At 59.7% G+C, this 24,495-nt stretch carries 26 protein-coding genes and 4 pseudogenes; 11 read left to right on the forward strand and 19 right to left on the reverse strand.

What is annotated here, in order from left to right:
- Nucleotides 1–77 precede the first annotated feature (77 nt).
- Nucleotides 78–1,124, forward strand: a complete 1,047-nt coding sequence (locus AC3B5Q_RS12405; RefSeq protein ID WP_275966967.1) for an alpha/beta hydrolase family protein — start codon at nt 78–80, stop codon at nt 1,122–1,124.
- Here the strand turns inward: AC3B5Q_RS12405 and AC3B5Q_RS12410 are convergent.
- From AC3B5Q_RS12410 to AC3B5Q_RS12430, 5 genes and pseudogenes are all read right to left on the reverse strand, one after another.
- A complete protein-coding gene (locus AC3B5Q_RS12410; protein ID WP_488393128.1) occupies nt 1,086–2,348 on the reverse strand; it encodes an MFS transporter in 1,263 nt (420 codons plus the stop codon). The genes AC3B5Q_RS12405 and AC3B5Q_RS12410 overlap by 39 nt on opposite strands.
- A 105-nt stretch (nt 2,349–2,453) precedes the next feature.
- Nucleotides 2,454–4,040 (reverse strand): ABC-F family ATPase, encoded by a 1,587-nt coding sequence (locus tag AC3B5Q_RS12415; RefSeq protein ID WP_003248141.1) that lies wholly within the window; start codon nt 4,038–4,040, stop codon nt 2,454–2,456.
- Nucleotides 4,041–4,079: 39 nt separating this feature from the next.
- A pseudogene (locus tag AC3B5Q_RS12420) lies at nt 4,080–4,366 on the reverse strand (site-specific integrase); the annotation flags it as partial.
- Between the two features lie 165 nt (nt 4,367–4,531).
- Nucleotides 4,532–4,831 carry a Txe/YoeB family addiction module toxin gene (locus tag AC3B5Q_RS12425; RefSeq protein WP_028697206.1) on the reverse strand — a complete coding sequence of 100 codons (300 nt, stop codon included), beginning with the start codon at nt 4,829–4,831 and terminating at the stop codon, nt 4,532–4,534.
- Complete coding sequence (locus AC3B5Q_RS12430; RefSeq protein ID WP_028697205.1) at nt 4,797–5,081, reverse strand: type II toxin-antitoxin system Phd/YefM family antitoxin; 285 nt, start codon at nt 5,079–5,081, stop codon at nt 4,797–4,799. The genes AC3B5Q_RS12425 and AC3B5Q_RS12430 overlap by 35 nt, the downstream gene beginning before the upstream one ends.
- A gap of 304 nt (nt 5,082–5,385) precedes the next feature.
- Between AC3B5Q_RS12430 and AC3B5Q_RS12435 the strand changes: the two genes are divergently transcribed.
- The 4 genes and pseudogenes from AC3B5Q_RS12435 to AC3B5Q_RS12450 form a co-directional block, all read left to right on the forward strand.
- On the forward strand, nt 5,386–5,724 hold the full coding sequence (locus AC3B5Q_RS12435) for a DUF2199 domain-containing protein (RefSeq protein WP_181004847.1): 339 nt from the start codon (nt 5,386–5,388) through the stop codon (nt 5,722–5,724).
- Nucleotides 5,676–5,828 (forward strand): annotated as a pseudogene (locus AC3B5Q_RS12440) (IS256 family transposase); the annotation flags it as partial. The gene AC3B5Q_RS12435 and the pseudogene AC3B5Q_RS12440, both read left to right, overlap by 49 nt.
- A gap of 125 nt (nt 5,829–5,953) precedes the next feature.
- Nucleotides 5,954–6,496: a P-loop NTPase family protein gene (locus AC3B5Q_RS12445; RefSeq protein ID WP_275966869.1), complete on the forward strand. Its 543-nt coding sequence runs from the start codon at nt 5,954–5,956 to the stop codon at nt 6,494–6,496.
- Nucleotides 6,497–6,576: 80 nt separating this feature from the next.
- Nucleotides 6,577–6,831 (forward strand): annotated as a pseudogene (locus AC3B5Q_RS12450) (GrpB family protein); the annotation flags it as partial.
- Between the two features lie 400 nt (nt 6,832–7,231).
- On the opposite strand, the gene AC3B5Q_RS12455 reads toward AC3B5Q_RS12450, so the two are convergent.
- A complete protein-coding gene (locus AC3B5Q_RS12455; RefSeq protein WP_103462429.1) occupies nt 7,232–8,122 on the reverse strand; it encodes a LysR family transcriptional regulator in 891 nt (296 codons plus the stop codon).
- Nucleotides 8,123–8,230: 108 nt separating this feature from the next.
- Here AC3B5Q_RS12455 and AC3B5Q_RS12460 point away from each other — a divergent pair, with 108 nt between their 5' ends.
- Entirely contained in the window at nt 8,231–8,611 is a 381-nt protein-coding gene (locus tag AC3B5Q_RS12460) for a cupin domain-containing protein (RefSeq protein WP_021782909.1), read from the forward strand.
- A 266-nt stretch (nt 8,612–8,877) separates the two neighbouring features.
- Here the strand turns inward: AC3B5Q_RS12460 and AC3B5Q_RS12465 are convergent, their stop codons facing one another.
- The 7 genes from AC3B5Q_RS12465 to AC3B5Q_RS12495 all read right to left on the reverse strand — a co-directional run bounded on the left by AC3B5Q_RS12465 (nt 8,878) and on the right by AC3B5Q_RS12495 (nt 15,063).
- Nucleotides 8,878–9,543 carry an SOS response-associated peptidase gene (locus AC3B5Q_RS12465; RefSeq protein ID WP_021782910.1) on the reverse strand — a complete coding sequence of 222 codons (666 nt, stop codon included), beginning with the start codon at nt 9,541–9,543 and terminating at the stop codon, nt 8,878–8,880.
- 129 nt (nt 9,544–9,672) lie between these two features.
- Nucleotides 9,673–10,149: a GNAT family N-acetyltransferase gene (locus AC3B5Q_RS12470; protein ID WP_021782911.1), complete on the reverse strand. Its 477-nt coding sequence runs from the start codon at nt 10,147–10,149 to the stop codon at nt 9,673–9,675.
- 113 nt (nt 10,150–10,262) lie between these two features.
- A complete protein-coding gene (locus AC3B5Q_RS12475) occupies nt 10,263–10,964 on the reverse strand; it encodes a VIT1/CCC1 transporter family protein (RefSeq protein ID WP_103462431.1) in 702 nt (233 codons plus the stop codon).
- Between the two features lie 52 nt (nt 10,965–11,016).
- Entirely contained in the window at nt 11,017–11,982 is a 966-nt protein-coding gene (locus AC3B5Q_RS12480) for an FAD:protein FMN transferase (protein WP_084850715.1), read from the reverse strand.
- Nucleotides 11,972–14,152 carry a PepSY domain-containing protein gene (locus AC3B5Q_RS12485; protein ID WP_021782914.1) on the reverse strand — a complete coding sequence of 727 codons (2,181 nt, stop codon included), beginning with the start codon at nt 14,150–14,152 and terminating at the stop codon, nt 11,972–11,974. Before AC3B5Q_RS12485 ends, AC3B5Q_RS12480 begins: the two co-directional genes overlap by 11 nt.
- 25 nt (nt 14,153–14,177) lie before the next feature.
- A complete protein-coding gene (locus tag AC3B5Q_RS12490; protein WP_021782915.1) occupies nt 14,178–14,648 on the reverse strand; it encodes a DUF2271 domain-containing protein in 471 nt (156 codons plus the stop codon).
- A gap of 91 nt (nt 14,649–14,739) precedes the next feature.
- Entirely contained in the window at nt 14,740–15,063 is a 324-nt protein-coding gene (locus tag AC3B5Q_RS12495; RefSeq protein WP_101196008.1) for a PepSY domain-containing protein, read from the reverse strand.
- Between the two features lie 132 nt (nt 15,064–15,195).
- On the opposite strand from AC3B5Q_RS12495, the gene AC3B5Q_RS12500 reads away from it, so the two are divergent.
- Together AC3B5Q_RS12500 and AC3B5Q_RS12505 are read left to right on the forward strand one after the other, a co-directional pair.
- Nucleotides 15,196–15,855 carry a response regulator transcription factor gene (locus tag AC3B5Q_RS12500; protein WP_275966871.1) on the forward strand — a complete coding sequence of 220 codons (660 nt, stop codon included), beginning with the start codon at nt 15,196–15,198 and terminating at the stop codon, nt 15,853–15,855.
- Entirely contained in the window at nt 15,852–17,186 is a 1,335-nt protein-coding gene (locus tag AC3B5Q_RS12505; protein WP_028697200.1) for an ATP-binding protein, read from the forward strand. The genes AC3B5Q_RS12500 and AC3B5Q_RS12505 overlap by 4 nt, the downstream gene beginning before the upstream one ends.
- Before the next feature lie 19 nt (nt 17,187–17,205).
- Here the strand turns inward: AC3B5Q_RS12505 and AC3B5Q_RS12510 are convergent, their stop codons facing one another.
- Entirely contained in the window at nt 17,206–18,588 is a 1,383-nt protein-coding gene (locus AC3B5Q_RS12510) for an aminotransferase-like domain-containing protein (RefSeq protein ID WP_275966885.1), read from the reverse strand.
- A gap of 121 nt (nt 18,589–18,709) precedes the next feature.
- Between AC3B5Q_RS12510 and AC3B5Q_RS12515 the strand changes: the two genes are divergently transcribed.
- Nucleotides 18,710–19,576, forward strand: a complete 867-nt coding sequence (locus AC3B5Q_RS12515) for a DMT family transporter (protein ID WP_101196010.1) — start codon at nt 18,710–18,712, stop codon at nt 19,574–19,576.
- 70 nt (nt 19,577–19,646) lie between these two features.
- On the opposite strand, the gene cynS is transcribed toward AC3B5Q_RS12515, so the two are convergent.
- Both cynS and AC3B5Q_RS12525 read right to left on the reverse strand, forming a co-directional pair.
- On the reverse strand, nt 19,647–20,117 hold the full coding sequence (cynS, locus tag AC3B5Q_RS12520; protein ID WP_021782921.1) for a cyanase: 471 nt from the start codon (nt 20,115–20,117) through the stop codon (nt 19,647–19,649).
- A 38-nt stretch (nt 20,118–20,155) separates the two neighbouring features.
- Nucleotides 20,156–20,815 carry a carbonic anhydrase gene (locus tag AC3B5Q_RS12525; RefSeq protein WP_101196011.1) on the reverse strand — a complete coding sequence of 220 codons (660 nt, stop codon included), beginning with the start codon at nt 20,813–20,815 and terminating at the stop codon, nt 20,156–20,158.
- A 110-nt stretch (nt 20,816–20,925) separates the two neighbouring features.
- Between AC3B5Q_RS12525 and cynR the strand changes: the two genes are divergently transcribed.
- Nucleotides 20,926–21,807 (forward strand): transcriptional regulator CynR, encoded by an 882-nt coding sequence (gene cynR, locus AC3B5Q_RS12530; RefSeq protein WP_275966886.1) that lies wholly within the window; start codon nt 20,926–20,928, stop codon nt 21,805–21,807.
- A 206-nt stretch (nt 21,808–22,013) separates the two neighbouring features.
- Here the strand turns inward: cynR and AC3B5Q_RS12535 are convergent, their stop codons facing one another.
- The 3 genes from AC3B5Q_RS12535 to AC3B5Q_RS12545 form a co-directional block, all read right to left on the reverse strand.
- Nucleotides 22,014–22,490, reverse strand: a complete 477-nt coding sequence (locus AC3B5Q_RS12535) for a nuclear transport factor 2 family protein (RefSeq protein ID WP_021782924.1) — start codon at nt 22,488–22,490, stop codon at nt 22,014–22,016.
- A 53-nt stretch (nt 22,491–22,543) separates the two neighbouring features.
- Nucleotides 22,544–23,122, reverse strand: a complete 579-nt coding sequence (locus tag AC3B5Q_RS12540) for a TetR/AcrR family transcriptional regulator (protein ID WP_031322204.1) — start codon at nt 23,120–23,122, stop codon at nt 22,544–22,546.
- 114 nt (nt 23,123–23,236) lie between these two features.
- Nucleotides 23,237–24,127 (reverse strand): LysR family transcriptional regulator, encoded by an 891-nt coding sequence (locus AC3B5Q_RS12545; protein WP_275966874.1) that lies wholly within the window; start codon nt 24,125–24,127, stop codon nt 23,237–23,239.
- Between the two features lie 105 nt (nt 24,128–24,232).
- Here AC3B5Q_RS12545 and AC3B5Q_RS12550 point away from each other — a divergent pair.
- Nucleotides 24,233–24,487: pseudogene (locus tag AC3B5Q_RS12550) on the forward strand (alcohol dehydrogenase catalytic domain-containing protein); the annotation flags it as partial.
- Between the last annotated feature and the right edge of the window lie 8 nt (nt 24,488–24,495).

Below are 24,495 nucleotides of genomic sequence, written 5' to 3' on the forward strand. Positions count from 1 at the left end.
ATCCAGTTTTCATCCGGCACGAGCCCGACCGTCTTTATGCTGAGCTATCTCCTCGTCCTGCAAGGAACCGCTGGCCGATGACCATTGCACGCTGCGTGTTGGCGCTGGTCTTGCTCGGCGGCCTGTTGGTCCGCGCCGAGGCCGCGCCGTGGGTTGCCGGCCTGCACCTTATGACCTTGACCGACCCGGTCGATAGCCGCCCAATGCAAGCGCTTGCGTTCTACCCGGCCATTGGCAAGACCCGTCGCAGCCGAATAGACGGGTATCCCGTCGATGTGGCCGAAGAGGCGCCCGTCGCCATGGGCCGATTCCCGTTGCTGGTGCTGTCTCACGGCAATACGGGCAGCCCATTGGCCTTGCATTACCTGGCCACGTCGCTGGCGCGGCAAGGGTTCGTGGTGGTGGCGGTTGTGCACCCGGGGGACAACGTGCGCGACCACAGTCGCCTTGGCACCCTGAGCAACCTTTATGGACGGCCGCTACAACTCAGCGCGGCGATCACCGCAGCGCGCGCTGATAGGATGGTCGGGCCTTATCTGAACGAAGGCAAGGTGGGGGTTATCGGCTACTCGGCCGGCGGAGAAACCGCGTTGATCCTGTCTGGCGCACGCCCCGATCTGGACCGTCTGCGTCAGTACTGCCTGGAGCGCCCGAAGGACGCAGACGCCTGCAAAACCCACGGCATACTGATTGCCGACCGCAGCGAACTGGCGCCTGAGACCGACCCGCGAGTGGGGGCGGTCATGTTGATGGCGCCGCTGAGCCTGTTGTTCGGGCGCCATGCCTTGGCCGGGGTACAGGTACCCGTGCTGATCTACAGTGGCGACAGCGATCAGCTTGTGGCTGTGGACCGTAATGCCGAGGCCCTGGCCCGCAAACTGCCGGTCACACCGGACTACCGCCTGTTGGCCGGTGCCGGGCACTTCGTATTCATGGCCCGTTGCGATGCCGAGCAGTACGCGCGGATGGCAGCGCTGTGCAAGGATGCCGATGGCGTCGACCGCCGGCATATCCATCGCTCGCTGCAGCGAGAAACGGCGGCGTTCTTCAGCCAGGCGCTGGGTGCGCCAGCGCCGGCTGAGCGTTCAGCTGCGATGGGCGCGCCGCGCCAGCAACAACGTTAGGCCGACCCCGGCCAAGGCGAGCAGGGCAGCCACGCAGAAGATCGAGGCATACCCCAGGTGCGCAGCGACGGCCCCCATCACTGGGCCGGCAATGGCCAAGGCCATGTCGAAGAACACTGCATAGGCACCCAGCCCCGCGCCGCGGCTGCTGCTGGGGACTTGCCTGATCGCCTCCACGCCCAATGCCGGGTACACCAGCGACAGCCCGAAACCGGTCAGCCCGGCGCCAACCAGCGCCCAGGGCGGCGACGGCGCCAGCCACAGAAGGCTCAGGCCAAGCACTTCGGTGGCCATGCAGGCGACCGCCACGTTGTAGCCACCAAAGCGGTTGACCGCGTTGACGAACAGCAGCCGCGAAATGATGAAGCACACACCAAACGCACTCAGGCACCAGGCCGCGCCAGCCCAGCCGCGCTCGAGGTAATACAGGGTGACGAAGGTGGTCAAGGTGCCGTAGCCGATCGAGGCCAGGGTCAAACCCAGGCCGCACGGGGCAACCCGGCCGAACGCCGACCAGAAGGGCAGGCGCTCGCCGCGTACCACGACCACGTCGGGGCGCTTGCGAAGCACCAGCAGGGCAAGGGTTGCCAGCACCAGCAAAGCCGGCCCCAGCACGCTGAAGTCCAGCCCGTCCACGGCCAGCACGCCCATTGGCGCACCGATGGCGATCGCGCCATAGGAGGCGATACCGTTCCACGAGATAACCCTGGCAGTGTGCTCGGGGCCGACCTGGCTGATGCCCCAGCTCAAGGTGGCCACGCCGATCAGCCCTTGGGCGATGCCCAGCAGCAAACGTCCACCGAGCAGCAGTGCCAGGCTCAGCAGCGGTAAGGTGAGGGTCCAGGCTGACAGCAACGTCAACACCCCACAACCGGCAATCCCCAGCAGGCCAAAGCGGATGGCCTGTTTCCCTCCCAAGGTGTCCGCCACCCTCCCTGCAAACGGGCGGCTCAGCAGCGTGGCCAGATACTGCAGGCCAATCGTTACACCGGCGATTACTGCGCCAAAGCCGAGTTGGTCGTGCACATAGCTGGGCAGTACCGCAATCGGCAGGCCGATGCATAGGAAGGCAATGAAGGTATAGAAAACGATCGACAGGATCTGCAGGGTGATGTGCAGCGTGTTACTGGCGGGGGCAGGTTGTTGCGCGGTCATGGGCTCTTTCGCGGGCGGGCGGTTGGGCGTGGGCCCATCATGGCTGGTGCGCGAAGGAAAAGAAAGCAGGCTAACGAATTATTCGTCGGGTAGTGTCAGTCGGTGGGAGGGGGCTTCGCGGGCAAGCCCGCGAAGAGGCCCAGCCACACAAGGTGGCCAGGCCTTGGCCTTCAATCAGACCAGCACACCCTGGCTACGCAGGTAGTCATCGTAAGTACCGCTGAAGTCCACCACACCATCGGCCGACAGCTCGATGATGCGCGTGGCCAGCGACGACACGAACTCACGGTCGTGGCTGACGAACAGCAGGGTACCCGGGTAGTTTTCCAGCGCCAGGTTCAGCGCTTCGATCGATTCCATGTCCAGGTGGTTGGTCGGCTCGTCCATCACCAGCACGTTCGGCTTCTGCAGGATCAGCTTGCCGAACAGCATGCGACCTTGTTCACCACCGGAAATCACCTTCACCGACTTGAGGATCTCGTCGTTGGAGAACAGCATGCGCCCCAGGGTGCCGCGGATCACCTGCTCGCCAGAGGTCCACTGGCCCATCCAGTCGAACAGGCTCATGTCGTCTTCGAAGTCGTGGGCGTGGTCCTGGGCGTAGTAGCCCACTTCGGCGCTGTCGGTCCACTTTACCGAGCCGGCATCCGGGGTCATCTCGCCGACCAGGGTGCGCAGCAGGGTGGTCTTGCCAATACCGTTGGGGCCGATGATCGCAACGCGCTCGCCCGCTTCGACGGTGATGTCGAAGTTCTTGAACAGCACCTTGTCGTCGAAGGCTTTGGCCATTTTCTCGACGACCACAGCCTGGCGGTGCAGTTTTTTCGTCTGTTCGAAGCGAATGAACGGGCTGACGCGGCTGGACGGCTTGACCTCGGCCAGCTGGATCTTGTCGATCTGCTTGGCACGTGAAGTGGCCTGCTTGGCTTTGGAGGCGTTGGCCGAGAAGCGGCTGACAAAGGTCTGCAGCTCGGCGATCTGGGCTTTCTTCTTGGCGTTGTCCGACAGCAGCTGCTCACGCGACTGGGTGGCTGCGGTCATGTACTCGTCATAGTTGCCAGGGAACAGGCGCAGCTCACCGTAATCCAGGTCAGCCATGTGGGTGCAGACGCTGTTGAGGAAGTGCCGGTCGTGGGAAATGATGATCATGGTGCTGTTACGCGCCGTGAGGATCGTTTCGAGCCAGCGGATGGTGTTGATGTCCAGGTGGTTGGTCGGTTCGTCGAGCAGCAGCACGTCCGGGTCCGAGAACAGCGCCTGGGCCAGCAGTACACGCAGCTTCCAGCCCGGTGCCACTTCGCTCATCGGGCCGAAGTGCTGGTCCAGTGGAATACCCAGGCCCAGCAGCAGTTCACCGGCGCGGGACTCGGCGGTGTAGCCGTCCATTTCGGCGAATTCGGTTTCCAGCTCGGCGACGGCCATGCCGTCTTCTTCGGTCATTTCCGGCAGCGAGTAGATACGGTCACGCTCGGCTTTGACTTTCCACAGCTGGCCGTGGCCCATGATCACCGTGTCGATCACGGTGAATTCCTCGTAGGCGAACTGGTCCTGACGCAGCTTGCCCAGGCGGGTATTCGGCTCGAGCATGACCTGGCCTGCGGACGGCTCCAGATCGCCGCCGAGGATTTTCATGAAGGTCGACTTGCCGCAACCGTTGGCGCCGATCAGGCCGTAGCGGTTGCCGTTGTTGAATTTGACGGAAACGTTTTCGAACAGTGGCTTGGAGCCGAACTGCATGGTGATGTTAGCGGTGGAGATCAAGGAGCTTACCTATCAATAACTTACGTGGCTTCTTCGCAGCTACGGACCAATTTGGAGCTTATCCAGCTCCTGCCAGTCGTTAGACGAGTTAATCCAGCGCGCATAAGTCGATAAGAGCATCTGCACGCCTTGCCCGAGCTGTTGGGCGATAAATGCGGGGTTGAGACCAGACATTGAGCATATTGTCGCATAGGTGTGGCGGCAGTTATACGGGGGCGGTACCTGATGCCCAAACCTTTCAGGATTGGCCGCTACTGGTGGTGCAGGTCCGACATCTGCTTGACGTGCTCCCCATTATTACCGGGCGGCAAGACGAACGGCGATTCCCGTGCAGCGCGGTAGTGCACCTCTGCGTGAGCCTGCGGATAGCCTATCCCTAAGAACTGGACACCCAGCGCCAAACGACCGCGCGTGTGATTTCGTTCACCGACCGCCCTTGTAACAGTGGCGGAGGCAGCTCGCGCACAGCACAGTACAGTGCTTTAGTCGTTTTAGTGGTAGCGGCATTGCAGAACGGTGAGCATACCGGCCTCGAAGAAGTAGACCAGACGGTGCTCACGGGTGATGCGACGGGACCACACGCCAGATAAATCGCCTTTCAGCGGCTCAGGCTTGCCAATACCCGTGAAGGGGGTGCGTAGACACACGTCAATCAGGCGGTTGACGTTGCCAAGTATGGTGAGGTCGGCACTCTGCCAGTGACAGTAATCCTCCCAGCCCTCTTTGGTGAACTTCACGCTTACCTTGTCGCGGGCTTCATCCTTGTTCCGCTGCTTCTGGTTCTTGCTCATTGAGGTCCAGCTCCTTCGCCAAGGCCTGGCCGTCCCGGAGCTGATCGATGGATGAGCGCAAGCGCGAAGCGTTTTTGGACGATCCCAACAGGTGAATGGTCTCGTTCATCCCGTTGTAGTCCTCCAGGGACATTATCACTACGGGTTCGCCACGCTGTCGCGTGATTACGGCGGGCTCATGGTCCCGGCAAACATCATCCATTGTCTGCTTCAGTTCGGCGCGTGCCTGGCTAAAAGTCAGTACGTGCATTTGTCCATCCTCCGGGCTCTGCCCGGGTAAGGGTTGCTCTTTGGACCGCCACAGGCGACGCCCAAAGTACTAAGAAAGTGAAGCCAGTCGGCCCGCACAGCGGCTCCGTAGTGACTCACAGTGTTCTCTCATCTGGATCAGAATCGTCATTCCAGTAGCCACAGGCCAAAGGTGTCCAGATGGATCCAGCCGTCGCTGGCAACCGCAGCCATTGTACCTAACGTTGTACAAGGCATTAAACCGGTAGATGCAACGGGAGCTTTTGAGATGATCTGCAATGAGTGCGGAAAGGAACACGCCAGCGATGACATTGAGCTTGTTTTCCGCCGAACGATTCTTTGTCCGGGCAACGCTACCTCTTCCCGTATTGCAGCGTGATGAGCCCTATAGCGGGGGGGTATGGGTCGAACTCATGCAACCAGATTTTGAACGTATCTACGAGCAGTGGGATGCCCCCCATCAGTCCTCTGAACCACCGTTTTCCGTATCCCTTGCCAACTCCATACCGACTTTTGGTGACACCAACGGCCTTCACGCTCAATTGCGGCTGACAGGGCCGACTACCAGGCCCCAGGCAGTCTCTCTGCGGCGATCCGCGTGCAGAACGACGCGTGGCGCCTGCAAAGACGCTACATGCAATTGAAGGCTTTCGAGACGGTCAGCGATAATCCTCAAGCCAAGCTGTCGGCCGTGATCACCCAAACGGCGAACTCAGTGGCCAGCGCCATGATGAGTTACACCACTTGAGCAGTGATCAGCTGCCGACTTGTGAAGGACGCCCAGAGCATGAGTGCGCTTGCAGTTGACCGCGTCGCCCATTGCCGTAGAATCGCGCGCCCAAAATTCAGCAGGCATGGCGAGAGGGAGCTTGAATGCAGCGGGTGATGATTATTGGTCAGCCAGGGGCTGGGAAAAGTACCCTGGCGCGCAAGCTTGGCGAGCGCACTGGCTTGCCGGTCGTGCACATCGACACGATTCATTGGCAGCCAGGGTGGGTCGAGCGGAGCCGGGACGAGAAGACGCGTCTTTGTCATGAGGTCGAGGCCCGTGAGCGCTGGATCTTCGAAGGCGGGCATTCGACCACATGGAACAACCGGCTGGCCCGCGCTGACATGTTGATATGGATTGATCGCTCGGCTCCGCTTCGATTCTGGCGCGTGCTCCTCAGAACGGTGTTAAACCGCGGTCGATCCCGGCCTGACTTGCCGGACAACTGTCCGGAGTTGCTGGCCAACCTGCCGGAGTTTTTCAGGTTCATGTGGCGGACGAAAACCTCGTCTCGGGAGGCGATAAAGCGATTCGTGGCGACGGCCCTGCCGGGCTGTCGCGTGGCCTGCCTGCGGACCAATCGGGATACCGATGTTTTTCTCGCGAGTATGGGCACTCAGCCTGATCAGGTTGTGCAAGGCCGTTAGATGCCAGACCGCGCTTGATTGGCGGCAGGTGCCTGCCGTGTAGGCGCATCGGAACGTTTTCACTTGCCCAAGGAGGCCTCATGGCGCTGACCAGCAAGATCACGGCTTACGACCCTGCATGGCCGCAGCGGTATGAGGCGGTCAACGTTCTGCTCGCCTCGGTGTTCGGCGATGAGCTTCTCGCCATTCACCATGTAGGCAGCACGGCTGTGCCGCAACTTGCAGCCAAGCCTGAGATCGATGTGCTGGTCGAGGTTTTAGAGCATCGCAATGAGGCAGCGCGAGACGAGGTGTTGCTGACGTTGGGCTATGTGCGCGGCAGTGACCTGTCGGAATGACACCACTTCTACCGCCGCAATGTTGGCGATATGCGGACCCCCGATCATGGCGTTGGGTTCGGTGGGGCCTGGAATTGTTCGTCATGAGGTTTTTGGCGCCTGCCAGATCGAGCGCCGCCCGCGCGGCGCATCGCGAGCTGCGCTCGCTCCTACGTTTGTTACGGGCCAATTGTTCCTGAGGATTTTGCGCGCGAACGCCTTGGCGCATGGCTCAGTAGCGCGTGGTACAAACCAGGCGGTCGCGCGCGCCTGTCACAGGCATGACTGGCCCGAAACAAACGTAGGAGCGAGCGCAGCTCGCGATGCGCCGCGCGGGCGGCGCTCGATCTGGCAGGCGCCAAAAATCTCATGATGAACACCTCAAGGCCCCCACCGAACTCAACGCATGTGGGGCGCTTTAACTAATGCCTACCGTTTTTTCGGCGAGTGAGATATCTGAGCGCTTGAAATGATCCCTGATAAGATCGGCAAGATCAGAAACAGGACGAGTAGCATCATCCAACGACTGCAACCGTACCGCGAATTCGGGCAGTGTCGGTAGCCCACAATCCGGCAATGGCAGGATGATATCTTCGGGCGCTAGGCGTTGCAGCCAAGGCGTAACCGCAAGCCCATTGCGAACCATGGTCAATGTGGTATCGGCTGATGCATTTTCGAACACCATCTTTCCAACAATACCTTCTTCGTCCAGACGCTGGAAAACGGTATCGCGAAAGGCACAATTCGCAGTCAGAAAGCACAGTGCCAATGGCCGCTGTGCTGCTGTTACCTCGTTGCCCAACCATACCAGTTGATCCACAGCCAACCGTTCGCCCAATTCGACGTTGGTCGGGCCTTGACTGATCACCAGATCGAGTTTGCCGTTGGTGAACGCTTGGTCGAGATCCGTCGAAGAAGCGCTGAAGATCTTTACCTCGACCCTCGGAAAGGCATTACTAAAAGCTTTGAGCAAGTGGGCAAGCGGGGCTCCGGCCATATCGAAGGGGAGCCCAAGGCGCACCGAGGCTGCTGATTCCCTTCCACCAATGGAGGCACAGAAAGCGTCATGCATTCGTAGCAGACGACGGGCGTCTGGCAGCAGCGATTTTCCCTTACCCGTCAGACGACTGCCCTGTGTATCACGCAGCAATAACTGGCAGTCGAGGAATGCCTCCAGACGTTTGATTCGCTGGCTAACAGCACCTTGTGTCAGGTGCAGGTTGACTGACGCAACGCTCATGCTCCCAGTATCCGCCACCTCGACGAAGGCTCTGAGCAGTGCCAGATCAAGGTTGTGAGTTTTGTTCATGTCAAGCCATTAGCAGTGTTAATAGCGGCATTATAATTCGTCGCTACTCAAAGTTCACGCTCCTCTTTAGATTGCAAGGCACAGACTGACACATGGACATGAGCAAGAATGATCAACACCTTGGATAGCATCAACCTACGAAATGAACTGGATACGCTCACAGAATACTGGAAGCCCCGAGTCCTCGGTCGCGTCAATAACCAGTTCGTCAAAATTGCAAAACTGAAAGGAGAATTTGTTTGGCATGCGCACGAACATGAAGACGAGATGTTTTCAGTAATCTATGGCACGCTTTGCATTCAGCTCGAAGATCGCACCATTGTCTTGAATGCAGGGGAGTTTTGCATTATTCCCAAACGGGTGCGACACAAACCTATCGCCGAAGATGAATGTGCGGTCATGTTGATTGAAACGGATACCACACTCCATACCGGCGGAGAACGTTCGCCACTTACAGTCTCGATAGATGATCAATTGTATCCAGCTTGATTCAATGACAGCGCCCATGTTTTCACATTCGAGATTTAGGCGCTCAACCAGGTCTTTGGATGATTGACGCTACAATCTGCCGGCAGAGCATGCACCTGCGTGGAGCATGTTATGCCGGAGCGGCATAGGCGCTGGGCGAAGCCCTTCGGACCAATTCGCGAACCAACTGATGCGTTTTCGTGAGGGCGCCTCTCTTTCAGCCAGCCAAACATCCGTTCGATGATGTTGCGCTGCCGGTACTTGGGCCGGAAGAATTTACTATCGCATCACTGAAGCGGCTGTATCAGTTCGGCACCTTGGTTGCGCACATTGCCAATGGCTGTGCTCACTCGATACCACTCGAAGGCCTCGGCTGGCTCGCCCAGGTTGAGCGCCATCTGCTCGGCCTGTTCGCCCGGCGTCGTGGTTTGCATCCACTCACGCGCAAGGTCTGGGGCCAAAACCACTGGCCTGCGGTCGTGCACATCTACCATTCCGCCCTGGGCATCGGCCGTAATGATGACGAACCCATCATGCTCGCCGCCAGCGAACTGGCCGATGCTGGCGCAAAGGGAAGGGCGCCCGTCGCGGCGTCGGATGTAGTACGGCTGTTTCTTCGGTCCGCCTTCATCGACCCATTCATACCAGCCGTCGATCGGCGTTATGCCTCGGTGCGGCCAGATTGCCCGGAAGAAGGGGCCGTGTGTCACCTTTTCGACCCTGGCGTTGATCGGCGCAGCACGGTCGGTCGCCCAATGGGGCCGCCATCCCCATCTCACCAGGTCCGCCCGCGGGCCCGCCTCATCCATTCGCAGCACTGCCACCGGCGTGGTCGGCGCGACGTTGTACCGGCCAAGTGGCTGGTCGCCGACGTTGTTCCGCCAGGCCTCTGGCAGGCTCAGGGTTTCGACAAAATCGTGTATGCCTCGGTACTGGCTCAACCTTCCACACATGCGCGGCCCTCCTGCCTGAGCAAGCATAGCGCTTGGGTGTATCGCCACCCAGCGCGTCATGCGGCTGACGGATGGGTATACCGCAATCCAAAAAGGGCAGGGGCGTGCCCCGGCGATCCAGCCAACAAGTCAATGCTTGGCCGTGGCGAGTAGCCGATAGCGCGAGAAGGGCGTGCCGTCGATATCCACCTCTCCGTCAAGGCGAAACCCCAGGCGAAGAATACCTTTGATTCGGGTTCTGGTTGGTGGAAGCAACAGGGTGATCGACTCAAGCCCCATCTCCTGGAAAGCGCGCCGTACGATCTCATCGAAAATCACTCTGCCAAGCCCCCAGTAGTCTGGATGAAGCACCAAGGCAAGATCAGCGTCACCGTCTTCCTGCTGCAGGCCACCCCAGCCGGCGAATTCATCTTCAACGAAAAAAGCCCAGGGACCATAGCCATTCAGTGCCCATTGGGCCTCTTTTTGGGCGACCCACACCTTGCACTTGCTTTCGTCAAAGTCGGGACGACCCAAGGGCATTTGGCGTAAGACATCGGGATTGTTGTTGAGCGCGATGATGTCAGCGATGGAGGCGTCGCTGAGAGGTCGGAAATGCAGTTGCATGATGTGCCTTTTCAAACCGCTTTAAACCTGATGTATAGCGCCCTGGCCGAACTGCACCAGTGCGGATCGATTCATAGGCCGCCGACTGCACGGCCTGAGGTCCGCTTCTTACGCTAGACCACCGCGCCAAACAAGCGGCCCACCAGAGCCGTGACGCCCATGGCCAGCGCCCCCCAGACGGTCACCCGACAGGCGCCCGTCATGATGCTGGCCCCGCCAGTCTTGGCGGCAATAGCCCCCAATGACCCGAGAAATACCAATGACATGCCCGATATCCAAGGCACCACGCTGTGCTCCGGCGCGACAAAAGTCACCGCCAGTGGCAAGGCGGCGCCCACCACGAAACTGGCGGCGGACGCCAGGGCGGCTTGCAAGGGTTTGGCGGCGAGCGTGGTGCTGATGCCCAGTTCGTCCCGCGCGTGGGCGCCCAATGCGTCATGAGCCATCAGTTGATCGGCCACTTGATGCGCCAGCTCGGGTGCTACCCCGCGATGTATGTAGATGTTGGCGAGTTCGATGTGCTCAGCTTTCGGGTCTCTGGCCAGTTCTGCCCGTTCGCGGGACAAGTCCGCCCGTTCGGTATCGGCCTGGGAATGTACCGAAATGTACTCGCCAGCGGCCATGGACATGGCCCCGGCCATCAGCCCCGCCATTCCGGTGACCAGCAACGTGGCATGGCTGGCGTCGGCGGCCGCGACGCCTATCAGCAGGCTGGCGGTAGAGACAATGCCGTCGTTGGCACCCAGGACAGCGGCGCGCAACCAGCCGATACGATCGCTTCTGTGTACCTCAGTGTGTCTGTGCATGAATTTCACTGTTTAACGGGGCTCCCTGTCATCAGGCGGTTCAAGTGACTTGCAGCCGGCGTCAGCGGGTTTCAATTTGCGCCTGCAACTGTCCGCCGACAATGGATATTTCTTTGAACTGTTCGCCCTCGCGCAGCACGAACAGCGCGTCCATCCCGCGCTCCTGAGCCAGACGAGGGCCTTCGGTTTCGCCCAGGACCATCAGCGCCGTGGCCCAGGCATCGGCGAGCATGCACGAGGCCGCCACCACGGTGACGGCGGCGAGCGAGTTGCGCAGTGGCGCGCCGGTGGCCGGGTTCATGGTGTGAGCATAGGACTGACCGGCCACGTCGACCCACTGTCGGTAGTCGCCGGAGGTCGCGATTGAGGTATCGCTAAGTTCCATCACACCCATGACTTCACGCACGCCCCTTTTGGGCTTTTCCAGGGCCACGACCCAGCATTGTCCGTCAGGTTTGACGCCCCGGGCGCGCATTTCGCCATCGATACCGACCAGGTAGCGAGTGATACCTGACCCTTCCAGGCAACGGGCCAGTTCATCCACGCCAAAACCTTTGGCAATCCCACTCAAGTCAAGGTTCGCCGGCGCGTGCTTGCGTACCTGATTGCGTTGTGGCTCAACCTCCAATGCGGCGTCGGCTGACAGCCAGGTGCGCGGCGCAATTGTGCCGATTCCCTGCGCTGTGACCTGCCGCGCCGCTGGGCCGAAGCCCCACGCGTTCACCAGGTCACCAACAGCGATGTCGAAGGCGCCGCCGGTTTGCCGGCTGACGCGCAATGCAGCAGACAGCACCGTGGTCAGTTCGTTGGGTACCGACACCCATTGCTGCTCGGGGGCGGCATTGAGGCGGTTAAGGTCCGAGTCGGGTTTCCAGGTGGACATTTGCTGGTCCACCCGGGCCACGGCGCGGGCAAGTTGCTGGCCAATTTCGTCGGTATCAAGCCCGGCCCCGGCATAAAACAGGGCGGTGTAGCGGGTGCCCATGGTTTCGCCGTTCAGGCTGTAACGCTGCAACTCAGTAGACATCTTCACGGTAGCGTCCTTGTGCCTTGAGGGTCAGCACGCTGAGATTGAGGGGCGCCAAGACTTCATCCAGGGCCTGCATCACGCCTTTGGCCATTTCGCGACTGCCACACACCAGCACTTGGGCACCTTTTTCAATCAGCCGGCGCAAGGCGAGGGCATCACTGATCAGCCGGTCTTGTACGTAGCTGCGCTCCGGGACCTGAGAAAAGGCGGCGTGCAATTGCGTAAGGCGGCGGTCCGACAAGAATTGGTTGAGTTCCGGTTCGTAGAGAAAGTCCGAGGCCGGGTTGCGCCCGCCCCAATACAAGTGCATCGGGTGTCGGGCCTTGTTGTTGCGGATAAAGCCGGCCAAAGGACCGATACCGGTACCGGCGCCGATCAGGATTACCGGGTGCGTGCCCGATGCCGGACGAAATTGCGGGTTGGGCTGAATGAAGGCGTCAATCTGCGCGCCAATGTCCAGGCCGTGAAGAAACTCCGAGCACATGCCCCCGTTGTGTTTACGCACACAGATCTCGAGCACGCCGTCCTGGGAACCGCTGGCCAGCGAGTAGAAGCGCGGGATTGGGCTGCCCGGGGGCAGAATCCCGACCAGGTCGCCGGCCAGAAAGCTCGGCAGTCCGCCGCGCGCTTTGAAGCGCAGGACATGGGTCGGTGCATTTACCTGTTCGCCATAGGCAATCCGCTCTGTCAGCTCTAGTGAATGGGTACGCGGCCGCTGCGGGGTATGAACCAGCGCCAGCGCGTGCCCCAACACGTCGCCCAACGCGTGGCCCCAGCGCGCAAACTCCTGAGGGGACTGGCGGTTGACGGTTTCCAGCCCCAGCAATGGCGAGCCACCGGCCTGCAACATGGCGTCCTGCACTTGATGGGCGTACTGACAGAACTGCGCAAACTGGCGGTCGCCCAGGCCCAGCACCGCAAAGGGTAGGCCGGGCTTGATGCCGGTTTTGGCCAGCCGCGCCAGGAACTGCGAAGCCGAGGCCGGCGCATCGCCGTCACCGTGGGTCGCGGTGAGGATGAACACCCGTTGGGCACTACGGTAATCGCCCAACCAGTCGTTCATCGCCGCGCTGTGCACCTGATGGCCGCTCTGGTGCAAGGCGTCATGCAAGGTTTTGGCAAAACCCCAGGTGCTGTTGTTTTCACTGCCCACCAGAATCACGCTGTCGGCGGCATGCGCAGGGCTGTTGTGGCGGAGGCTCGGGCCAGCCTTGCGGCGGCGCCACCATAATAGAACGCCGGTCACGCTCATCAACGGCACGCAGAGGGCGCAGAGCCCGAGCAACAGGCCCAGCCACCAGAGGCCTTCGCCAGTGTGCAACTGGTAGACCAATTCATAGAGGTTGAGCATCGGGTCGTGGGCTTGATAGGACAGCAAGGCGCCGCTGGCCTGATCCACGTAGCCGTCGCCCTGTGCTGTGCGCAGGGAATACACATCGCGGGGGTTGCCGGGGCTCGGGTAGACCAGCTCGCGCAAGTCGTTCAAGTCGGTGGCCTGCAAGGCCTGCAGCTTCGCCACCGGCAAGGCCGGACCGGCGCTGACGTGCGCAGGGAAGGCGGGTTCACCTTGACTGCCGTCGGCGATAAAACCAAACGTGGTGGCGGACATGTAGGCCCCGCTCAGTGCCGACAACAACAGCCCGAGCAAGGCCAGTCGCCCGACTTCAGCATGCCAGCGCTGGCTGAAAGTGCCCCGCAGCGGCCGCAGCAGGTTGCGCCAGCCACCCAGGCGTCGGGCCAGCAATAGCGCGCCGGACACTGACAGCGCCAGCATGAGCAGGGCACCAACACCCGATACGCCATGGCCCGGCGTGCCAAGGAACAGCGAGCGGTGCAGGTCTTTCACCCAGCGGGTGAACGCGGATGGCTCGTAAGGGGCGAGCCCTTGGCCGGTCAGTGGGTCGACCTTCTCCGCCCCGGCCTTGCCGTTCTGGTTGTAGTAGACGATCACCGTGCCGGACGCTGAGCGCTGGATCTGCTCCACCCCCGTAAAGTGGCTGGCAACGCGCCCGGCAAGTTGGCCGACGTTGAGTTGCCCGGCAGAAGTGGACGTATTGTGCAGACGTTCCAGCGCCGGCTCGACAGACAGGATCGCGCCGCTGATGGCCAATACCATGACCAACAGGGCGGCGATCAGGCCAGGAAGGGAATGGAACTGACGAAGCATGTTCAGCCTCCGGAGGTGGCGGGTGCTACAGATCGTAAGTAAAGGAGTCGACGTAGCCACTGCCGGTCGCGGGCTTGCCTGCACCCTTGGATGTCAGCGGCACGCTGACATCGCCGCGGGCGTCGCGTTTGTCCTCGACGGCGCTGTCGATGCGGATCTGATACCCGGCATCAATCAGGGTGTCCGCCAGTTCTACGCTGACTTTCAGCGTGCGCCCACTGCCGACGCTGGCGCCGCTGACCCCGTCGAACTCGCTCGGGTTCATCCCGCTGCCACGGGCCCAGTCGGCCAGGTGCTTGTAATATTTGGCCTTCTTGCCGGCCACCCAGAGGGTTTTCTGGTACTGGCCATTGGCGTCGGTGACGTAGATCGCCAGGTAGGCATCATTGCCGCTGTAGTCCTTGAGCTGCGTGGTCAAGGTCACTTCACGGGCCTGGGCCAGCGCCGGCAGGGTAATGGCGCCGATGAGGCAGGTTGCTGCGATGATCTTTTTCATGAGCGTGTCCTCTTGATCGTTAGGTCGAGAGCCTGGACCTGCCGGCTGACAGCAACCTGAACGGCAGGAAAATTCATAGACAGGTGAGTTGTCATTCGGCGAGCGGGCTGCCGAGATAGTCCCTGGCGTCGCCGTCATTGCGGAAATGGACCTCGAGTGTCCTCAGGTGCAGCGATGCCGGGGAGTAGCTGGCTTCGATGTCATTGCCTTTGCGGTCCTGGCCCTTGAGTTCGTAACAGCCATCGTCGACCTTGATGCGCTGCACGCGCCAACCGTATTGCCGCTCTACCTGCTGACGCAGGGTTTCGCGAGGTTGCCAGTCGCTGACCGGGTCGCTGCAGTCGTCACCGGCCAGGGCGTAACCGCTGAGCAGCAAGCCCATCAGCGTGGCATTGGCAATAAAACCTGATTTCATGACTTGTCTCCTGTCGAGGGCGGCGTCTGTGGCATAACCTAAAGGGCCTTCCTGACAGCCAGCTGAATTTTCAGATTCACGTCAGGCAAGGCGATTAAGGTGCTGCAAGACAACCATCACAGGAGGTGTCAGATGCGGGTTCTACTGGTCGAGGACGCTCCTGGCCTGGGTGAAGCGGTGCGCGAGCAGATTGCCGATGATGGCCACGCCGTCGATTGGGTACAGCGCTTGGACCACGCGCGCAACAGCGTCCGCAGCACGCCTTACGACTTGATCTTGCTGGACCTGATGCTCCCGGACGGGCGCGGGTTGGATTTTCTGCGTCAACAACGCTCGGCAGGAGACGTGACCCCGGTGATTATCCTGACCGCCCAGGATCAGATTTCCGATCGTATCGCCGGCCTCAACGCCGGTGCCGATGACTACCTGGTCAAACCGTTCGACCTGTTTGAACTCTCGGCCCGCGTGGCAGCGGTGGGGCGGCGTTATAGCGGCAATCCCAATCCACAGATCAAACTCGGTGATTTGCAGGTCGACATGAGTGCCCGCACGGTGCAACGGGACAGTGCCACGGTGGACCTCACGGCGCGGGAGTGGGCGCTGTTCGAGGCGTTTGTGCAACGCCCCGGCGCGCTACTGTCCAAGTCGCAGCTCGAAGAGCGGCTGTATGCTTTTGGCGCCGAAATCGAGAGCAATACCATCGAGGTATACATCAGCCGTCTGCGTAAAAAACTCGGACGCGAGCTGATCGAAACCGTGCGAGGCATGGGCTATCGGTTAACGTCCGCATGAAGCCTTCTTCGAGCCTGCAAATACGTCTCGGTCTAGGGCTGACGCTTGGTATGACTTTACTCTGGCTGGTGGCGACAGTGGGTGCCTGGCTAGTGGTGCGGCATGAGTTGAACGAAGCGTTCGATAGCGCGTTGGAAGAAACTGCACAACGCATTCTGCCCTTGGCCGTGCTGGAAATCAGCAACCGGGAAGAATCCCGGACAGCACAACACGTCGCGACACTGAAGATGCACAAGGAATACCTGACTTACCTGGTGCGCGATGCCAAGGGCAAGATTCTGATGCAATCTCACGACGCCAACCCGCAGATTTTCAACCGACAACCAACTGAAGGCTTCTCCACTTCTGAAAAGTACCGATTGTATGGCGCTAGCGCATTGCGTCAGACGCTGTTCATCGAGGTGGCCGAACCGCTTGGTCATCGTCGTGAAGCCGCGCGGGAGGCCTTGTTTGCGTTGTTGTTGCCCCTCATGGTGTTGATTCCTGTCAGCCTGGTGGGTACCTGGTTATTGGTGCGTTTCAGCCTGCGCAGCGTGCTGGCTTACCGTCGTGCCATTGAAGCGCGCGGTGTGGGTGACCTGTCTCCGATCAAGGTGGAGCACCTGCCTGCAGAAATCGATCCGTTGGCTGAGGCGGTCAATCACCTGCTGGAGCGCTTACGCAACGCCCTTGAGGCCGAGCGCAGCTTTACCGCCAACAGCGCCCACGAACTACGCACACCATTGGCCTCGACCCTGGCGCAGATCCAGCGGTTACACCACGAAGCGCCGGAGGGGCCGCTGCGAGTACGTGCACAGAAGATCGAACACGCGTTGCACGAGCTTTCAAGGCTTTCAGAAAAGCTCATGCAGTTGGCCAAAGCCGAGGGCGGCGGGCTTTTGTCCGAAACGCCACAAGACCTGATCCCGTTGCTTGCCCATGGCGTGGACGAGTGGAACCAACGCAGCGGGCAGCGCATCGAGTTGCGGTTGCCAAGCCAGACCAGCGTGTATTCGATCATTGACCCGGACGCCTTTGGCATCCTGCTGCGCAACCTGATTGAGAATGCGCTGAAGTATGGTGCAACGGACCAGCCGGTCGAAGTCAGCCTCACCGAGCAGGCACAGCTGCGGGTAGTCAATAGTGGCCCGGCAGTCCCGCAGCCTGTATTAGAACACCTGACCGAGCGTTTTGTGCGTGGTCACAGTGAGATCAGTGGTTCGGGGCTGGGCTTGGCGATTGCCAAAACCATCGTGCAGGGGGTAAACGCGCGGATGAAATTGGTCTCCCCGGCAACAGGTCGACAGGATGGGTTTGAAGTCTGCATCTGGTTACCGCTTGCCCCATCATGAAAGTCCATGGGGCTCGCTATCAGGCGCTCAGCACTCGTTTCAACACTTCGTAAATCCTGGCATCAGCCGATTGGGCAACGTTGAAACGGATGAAATCACCCGCAGTCATGGACTGGCTAAACGCATTTCCGGGCGCCAGCACTACACCTTCATTCAAGCAAGCCCGGGCCAGCGTGGCTGCATCCGTGCCTTGAGGGAGTTGGCACCAGACATACATGCCTGACTGGGGCGTTATCCAGGGCTTGATACCAACGGCCCTTAGTTTCGCTACCGTTCTCTCCATGGCCTCGGCCAGCCTGAGGCGAACGCTTTCCATGTGTTTGCGGTACCCGCTATCGGTAATCGCCAGATGGATGATGTCCGCGGCCAGGCGGCCACCCCCGAATGTAGTCGCAATCTTGAGATCGACCAGGCTCTGGATCCAGTCACTGCGAGCCGCGATGTAGCCGCATCGAATCGACGCGGAGATGGTTTTGGAAAAACTGCCTATCTGGATGACACGAGAGAGACCATCGAAGGCAGACAGCCGTGGCGCTGGTGCATTCTCGAAATCCCCGAAGATGTCGTCCTCTACAATCACCAGGCTGGAGTTGTCGGCCAGCTTCAGCAGCCTGTGCGCCGTGACCGGAGACAGGGTGGCGCCGGTTGGGTTATGGATGCCTGCATTTGTTATGTACAACCGGGGAGCATGCGCTAGCAGGGCAGCGCCAAAAGCATCGATGTCCGGGCCCGTTGCCGTATAGGGTACGCCTACGATGTTCACCCTGTGCGCTTTGAGCAGTGCGTGAAAATTGAAATAGCAGGGGTCGTCGACCAGCACGGTGTCCCCCGGTTCCAGTAGAAAACGGCAGATCAGGTCGATGGCGTGGGTGCCGGACTCCGTGAGCATGATCTGCTCGAGAGGGGCTTCGATCCCGATGCCTGTCAGCCTTCGTGACAAGAATTGCCTGAGTGGCAGATGCCCAAGCGGTGAGGCGTACTCAGTCAGTTTCAGCGTGTCAGAACGGGCAACGGTTCGAAGCGCTTTCCGCAAGCCCGCTTCGAACATCCAGGAGGGAGGTAGCCACCCGCATCCCGGTTTCAACGCATCGCTAGCGGTTTCAAGCGACTGGCGGGAGATCCACAGCGGGTCCACTTCACGATCAAGCCTGGGGCCGAGTTCGGTGAGTACCAAGGGCGCCACTGGTCCGGCTACGTAGAAGCCAGAGCCAGGGCGAGAGTTGAGTACGCCCTCTGCCATCAACCTTTCATAGGCCTCAAGAACCGTGGAAACCGACACTTGCATGGTCTGCGCCATAGCGCGGACCGAGGGAATTCTCGCGCCCGGTGTGTAGGTTCGAGAGGCGATCCGCGACTGGATTTCACCCATGACAGCTCGAATTCGCGTTCCGTCCTGTTTCATCGCGCCCTCAACTGTGCTGGAGTCATATGCATAACAGTTTGGTTTAAGTGTATTGGATTGTACATGGCCTGGGTGATCCTGTCGGTGATGTACTGAGCCTTGGCTTATCGAGGACTTACCGATGGAAAAATCAGCAAGCGGGTGGATCAACGGCTTCATAGGCGTCGCCATCTTTGCGGGTTCGTTGCCGGCAACCCGAGTGGCAGTGGCCGACTTCGAACCGACGTTCCTCACCTGTGCCCGGGCAACCATTGCCGCCATGCTGGGCGCGCTTTTTCTGATCGTGCTACGCCAGCCTCGACCCAAACGGGAGGACTTGTCGCCCTTGGCCGTAACAGCGCTCGGCGTTGTTATCGGTTTCCCGCTACTGACCGCATTTGCCCTTCAGCACATCAGTTCTGCTCACTCCATTGTCTTTGTCGGGCTCCTGCCATTGTGTACCGCAGGCTTTGCCGTTCTGCGGGGCGGTGAACGACCTCGGCCATTGTTCTGGCTGTTCTCGTTGACAGGTGCCGGGTTGGTCGCTGGCTATGCCTTGATGAACGGAGGTGAGGCATCGGCGGTGGGCGATCTGCTGATGTTGGCTGCGGTTGCGGTCTGTGGGTTGGGTTATGCCGAAGGCGCGCGCCTGTCGCGGACATTGGGGGGATGGCAGGTGATCAGCTGGGCATTGCTGGTAGCGTTACCGTTCATGCTGCTGCTGACGGTGGTCAATCTTCCAGCCCCTGATGACTTTGCCAGGGTAAGTGCCCCTGCGTGGCTCAGCTTTGGCTACGTTTCACTGTTCAGCATGCTGATCGGGTTTGTGTTCTGGTACCGAGGGCTCGTCCAGGGGGGGATTGCGGCTGTGGGCCAACTGCAACTGTTTCAGCCCTTCATGGGGCTTGGGCTGGCAGCGTTGCTTCTGCACGAGCATGTCAGCTGGACGATGCTGCTCGTGACGCTGGGTGCTGTCATCTGCGTTTACGGGGCTAAGAAATATGCCTAAGTACAGCGTCATTCCCTGTCAAACAAGGTTGGATGTAGCCCGGCGCCGTCTGACGCCGGGCTGAATTGCATCAGAAAGGCTTGGTAGGCAGGTACTTGCCGTCCAGGGTGATCACAGCGCGGTGGCCACCGTCCGGGTCTTCGACTTTCTTGATGTCCAGCTTGAAGTTGATGGCGCTGATGATGCCATCGCCGAACTTCTCGTGCACCAGTGCTTTGAGGGTGGTGCCGTATACCGACATCATTTCGTAGAAACGGTAGATGGTCGGGTCGCTCGGCACGCCGTCGAAGAAGCTGCCGCGGATAGGCATCGATTGCAGCAGCGCGACTTGATCAGCATCGAGGCCGAGTTTCTCGCCTACGACCTTCGCGGCGCTTTCAGGCAGCGGATGCTGGCCGAGCAGTGCTGCTGTAACGAAAGCTTCGGACAGGCCGGTGCCGTCAACTATTTCGGCGAAGGAGAGGTCTTTGCGGGCCTTGGCCAAAATGATGGTCTCGGTCAGTTCCTGGCGAGCAGTGCGGGTAGCTTGAGTCTGGATCATGGTGAATCTCCTGGGTAGGCAAAGGTACAGGTAAGGTTTCAGGCAACGTGCCTGGCTTGCTGGGAAACGGCGTGGACTTCCGGGTTTGCTGCGAGAGACACGAAGGTCCCGGTACTGCCATCAAAGGCGTCGATGCATCCGGTCTCGATGTCATAAATCCAGCCATGCAGGGTCACGCGGCCTTCTTCGAGCGCCAGACGCACGGATGGGTGGGTCTGGATGTTGGCCAACTGCGCGATGACGTTTTCGCGCACCATGGCAGCGATTTTGCTCGGCTTGTCCGCGTGCTGACGGGCTTCGTTGACCACCTTGGCCGAGTCTGCGTACCGCAACCAGCCGGATACGGCAGGCATGTGGTCCAGGCACTTGCAGGTGGCAATGGCGGTCATCGCGCCGCAGTCCGAGTGGCCGCAGATCACGATGTCTGCGACGTTGAGGCCAGCCACCGCGTATTCGACCGAGGCCGAAACGCCGCCCGGTTCCGGGCCATAGGAGGGCACGATGTTGCCGGCGTTGCGGATTACAAACAGATCGCCTGGTTCGCGCTGGGTAACCAGTTCAGGCACCAGCCGGCTGTCCGAGCAAGAGATGAACAGTGCCTTTGGGCTTTGTTGGGTGGCCAGGTCCTTGAACAGTTTGACCCGCTCCGGGAAGGCGTTTTGCTGAAATTTCAGAAAACCGTCGATGATCGCTTTCATGGTGGCTGTCTCGATGTCGCTGGGTGTGAGACAAAGATTAAGCAGCGCATGACATAAGGTAAAAGTCTCATTTATTATGCATACAATCAGATAATCTTATGGGTAAGGCCATGCTCGCTCGACATATCCAGTACTTTCTTGCGGTGGCGGAGCACCTCAGTTTCACCAAGGCTGCAGCGGCGCTGCACGTATCTCAGCCAGCCCTTTCCCAGCAGGTAAGGCAGTTGGAAGAAAGTCTTGGCGCCCAGTTGTTCGACCGCTCAGGCCGCGCAACACGTTTGACGGATGCCGGAGACGTCTATCTTCACTATGCGCGCCGTGCTCAGCAGGAACTGCGGGAAGGTAAAAGTGCCATCCATGACGTGAGCAACCTCAGCCGCGGCTCATTGCGCGTAGCCGTCACGCCGACATTCACGACCTATCTGGTGGGGCCGCTGATCGAGGCGTTTCACTTCCGGTATCCAAACATCACCCTCAACCTGAAAGAGATCTCTCAGGAGCGCATCGAGGAGCTGCTTTTGGCGGGAGAACTGGACGTAGGTATTGCGTTCGATGAAATAAATTCTCCGGACATCGAGGCCGTTTCCTTACTGAGCGAAACCCTCGCTTTAGTGGTGAGCCGCAGACACCGCCTGGCCGAGGAGCGGTCCATTGCATCGCAGGCGCTGAGTGCTGAGTCTATGGTTCTGCTCAGCCCAGAGTTTGCCACTCGCGAACAAATTGACCGCTACTTCCGCAAACACGAAATTCGCCCGCAAGTGCAGATGGAGGTCAATGCCCTTGGCGCAGTGATTGAAATCATTCGCCGGACGACGCTGTCGACTTTATTGCCTGCCAGAATTGCCTTGGCCCATGACGATCTGGTGGCCATCACGCTGGAGCCAGAACGCTTGCAGCGAACGGCCGTACTCATGCGGCGAAAAGAGGCCTTTTTGAGCGCAGCCGTGCGCGTGTTCATCGAACTGGTTAAAGAAGTATCCAGCGATCTTTAGGCGTGAGGCCGCGTAGGTACAACGCGATCTCCACTACTACGATTAACCCGGTGATCGTCGAGGCCATGGGTCTTCGTGTTGGAACTGATACCGTCGCTCGGCGCGGTCAGGGCTGAGGTCGCGGTTGAGGACGGCCTGAGCGAGATGGGCTTCTGGCAAACAAAAAAACCTGATCCTCTATGTAAAAGAATCAGGTTTAGCAGGACCTACAGGCCCAGTTCAGTCAGGCCTGGGTGATCATCCGGCCGGCGACCCAGGGGCCAATGGAACTTGCGCTCGCTTTCCTTGATGGGCATGTCGTTGATGCAGGCGAAACGGCGGTGCATCAAGCCATCGGCTTCAAACTCCCAGTTTTCGTTGCCGTAGGAGCGGAACCAGTTGCCCGAATCGTCGTGCCACTCGTAGGCGTAACGGACGGCGATGCGGTTGTCGGTGAAGGCCCAGAGCTCTTTGATCAAGCGGTAGTCCAGCTCTTTCTTCCACTTGCGAGTGAGGAATTCCTGAGCTTCTTCACGATTGTTTGCAAACTCGGTACGGTTACGCCATTGGGTGTTCGGCGTATAGGCCAGTGCAATCTTTTCGGGTTCGCGAGTATTCCAACCATCCTCGGCGAGTCGGACTTTTTCAATCGCCGATTCGCGAGTGAAAGGAGGAAGTGGCGGACGAGTGTGTTCGTTGGACATGGTGGTGCCTCCAATCTTCTGGATGGTTAAGTTGAGTGGGTGTTGCTTTAACGTCAAACGCTTGCGTGCTGTACGTCCTTGAGTAATATCTTTGCGATTTCTCTTGCACTATCGAGAACGGTGTAGTCACCCATGACGTGGGCCACGGTTATCGTGCCCTCTATCATCAAAAAAAGTTGCTTGGCCAAGCCAGCCGGATCGTTAATCCGTAATGCGCTGGTCAGCTCTAGCGTGTAGTCCAGCAGCTTTTGTTTATGCAGTTTTGCGATCTGCCGAACAGGATCGTCTGCGTCACCAACCTCTCCGGCTGTGTTGATGAACGCACATCCGCGAAAACCGTCAGACTCGAACCAACTTTTGAGTACATCAAAAATTCCAAGGATGCGCGCTTCTGGCGTTTGCGCTTTTTCGCATTCACTTCTAAACCACTTCATCCAGCGTATATCGCGTGCATTGAGTGCCGCTGCGGCTACGTCGTCTTTATTCGCAAAATAACGATAAATACTTTTACGTGCTACGCCAGAGGTCTTTACCAAGAGGTCCATGCCCGTGGCATGAATCCCGTTTTCGTAAATAAGCTTCTCGGCAGTCGCCAGGATTTTTTCGCGTGTGTCGGTCATTGGCTTATCCATGTAGTCAGAGTAGAACGATCGTTCTCCCTGGTCAAGCATCTCTTGAAATTATTCGATTGCGCGCAAGCGGGGCGCCGGAATGCTTTCGATCAGGGGGGGTTGGCTTCCCGCTGATCAGTCGCGCTCCAGTTCGGCGAAGCGGCTGGACAGCCAGGCGTGAAGGTGCCTTACCGCAGGCGACAACTGCTTGCGGTGTGGGCACACCAGACTCAGCGGCATGGCCGGCCCGGGGTGATCCTGCAATAGCACGACAAGCCTTCCTGCCAGTACATCGTCGCTCACATCCAGCCAGGACTTGTAGGTTATTCCTTCGCCGGCCACGGCCCAGCGCCGGGCGATATCGGCGTCATCGCAGAGCAGGGCGCCACGCACCTGGACGGTCTGCGTTCCCAGTTGCCATTTGTCGTAGACCCGGCCCTGCTGCATGTACAGCAAGCACTGGTGTTCGAGCAGGTCTTCAGGGGCTTGCAGGTTGCCTTGCTGCGCCAGGTACTCGGGCGAGGCCACCAGTACCTTGCGGTTCCAGGGCGCCAGTGGCAGGGCTATATAGTTGGCGTCGGCGTTCAGGCCATAGCGGATGGCGATATCTACCGGATCGCGAAAAAGATCGGCGATCTGGTCGGAGAGAAACAAGCGCAGGTTCAACTGTGGATGCTCTCGGCGAAACGCCGTGAGCCAGGGCAACAACACGTTGCGTCCCAGATCGGAGGGCGCGGCCACCTGCAAGGTTCCGCTGAGCTGGGCGCTTTCCTGACGCAGGTTGTCGCGCCCGTGCCTGAGGGCTTCCAGGGCGACAAGGGCCGAGGGAAGGTACTGCTCGCCCTCGGCAGTCAGGCGCAAGCTGCGTGTGGTGCGGGCAAATAATCGCACATCCAGTTCACGCTCCAGGCGCTTGACTGCCTCGGCTGCCTGGCTGGGCAGCAGGTCGGCCTCATGGGCCGCCGCGGTAAAGCTGCCCAGCGCGGCACTGCGAACGAAGATGCCCAGGTCGTCGAGACGGATCATTATCACTCCTGCAATGAAAGTGTTGACGGGCAGGGCCCGTTTTTTCCGGCCGCCTGGCACGCCAGACTCAATGCCAGATCAAACCACATTCAGCAGTGAGTGCCTATGAGAGCGATCAGTTACATCCACAAAGGCTTGCCTATAGAAGACCCTGCGTCTCTTCAAGACATCTTTATGCCCAAACCCAGCCCTGGGACCCGGGACCTTCTGGTCGAGGTCAAAGCCGTGTCGGTCAACCCTGTCGACACTAAGGTACGCGCCGGAACTTTCACGGGAGAGCCGAAAATCCTCGGCTGGGACGCGGCCGGAATCGTCCGCGAAGTCGGGGCCCAGGTGACCCTGTTCAAGCCCGGAGATCAGAGTCGCCA

It is taken from the genome of Pseudomonas sp. D5(2026), assembly GCF_057766845.1.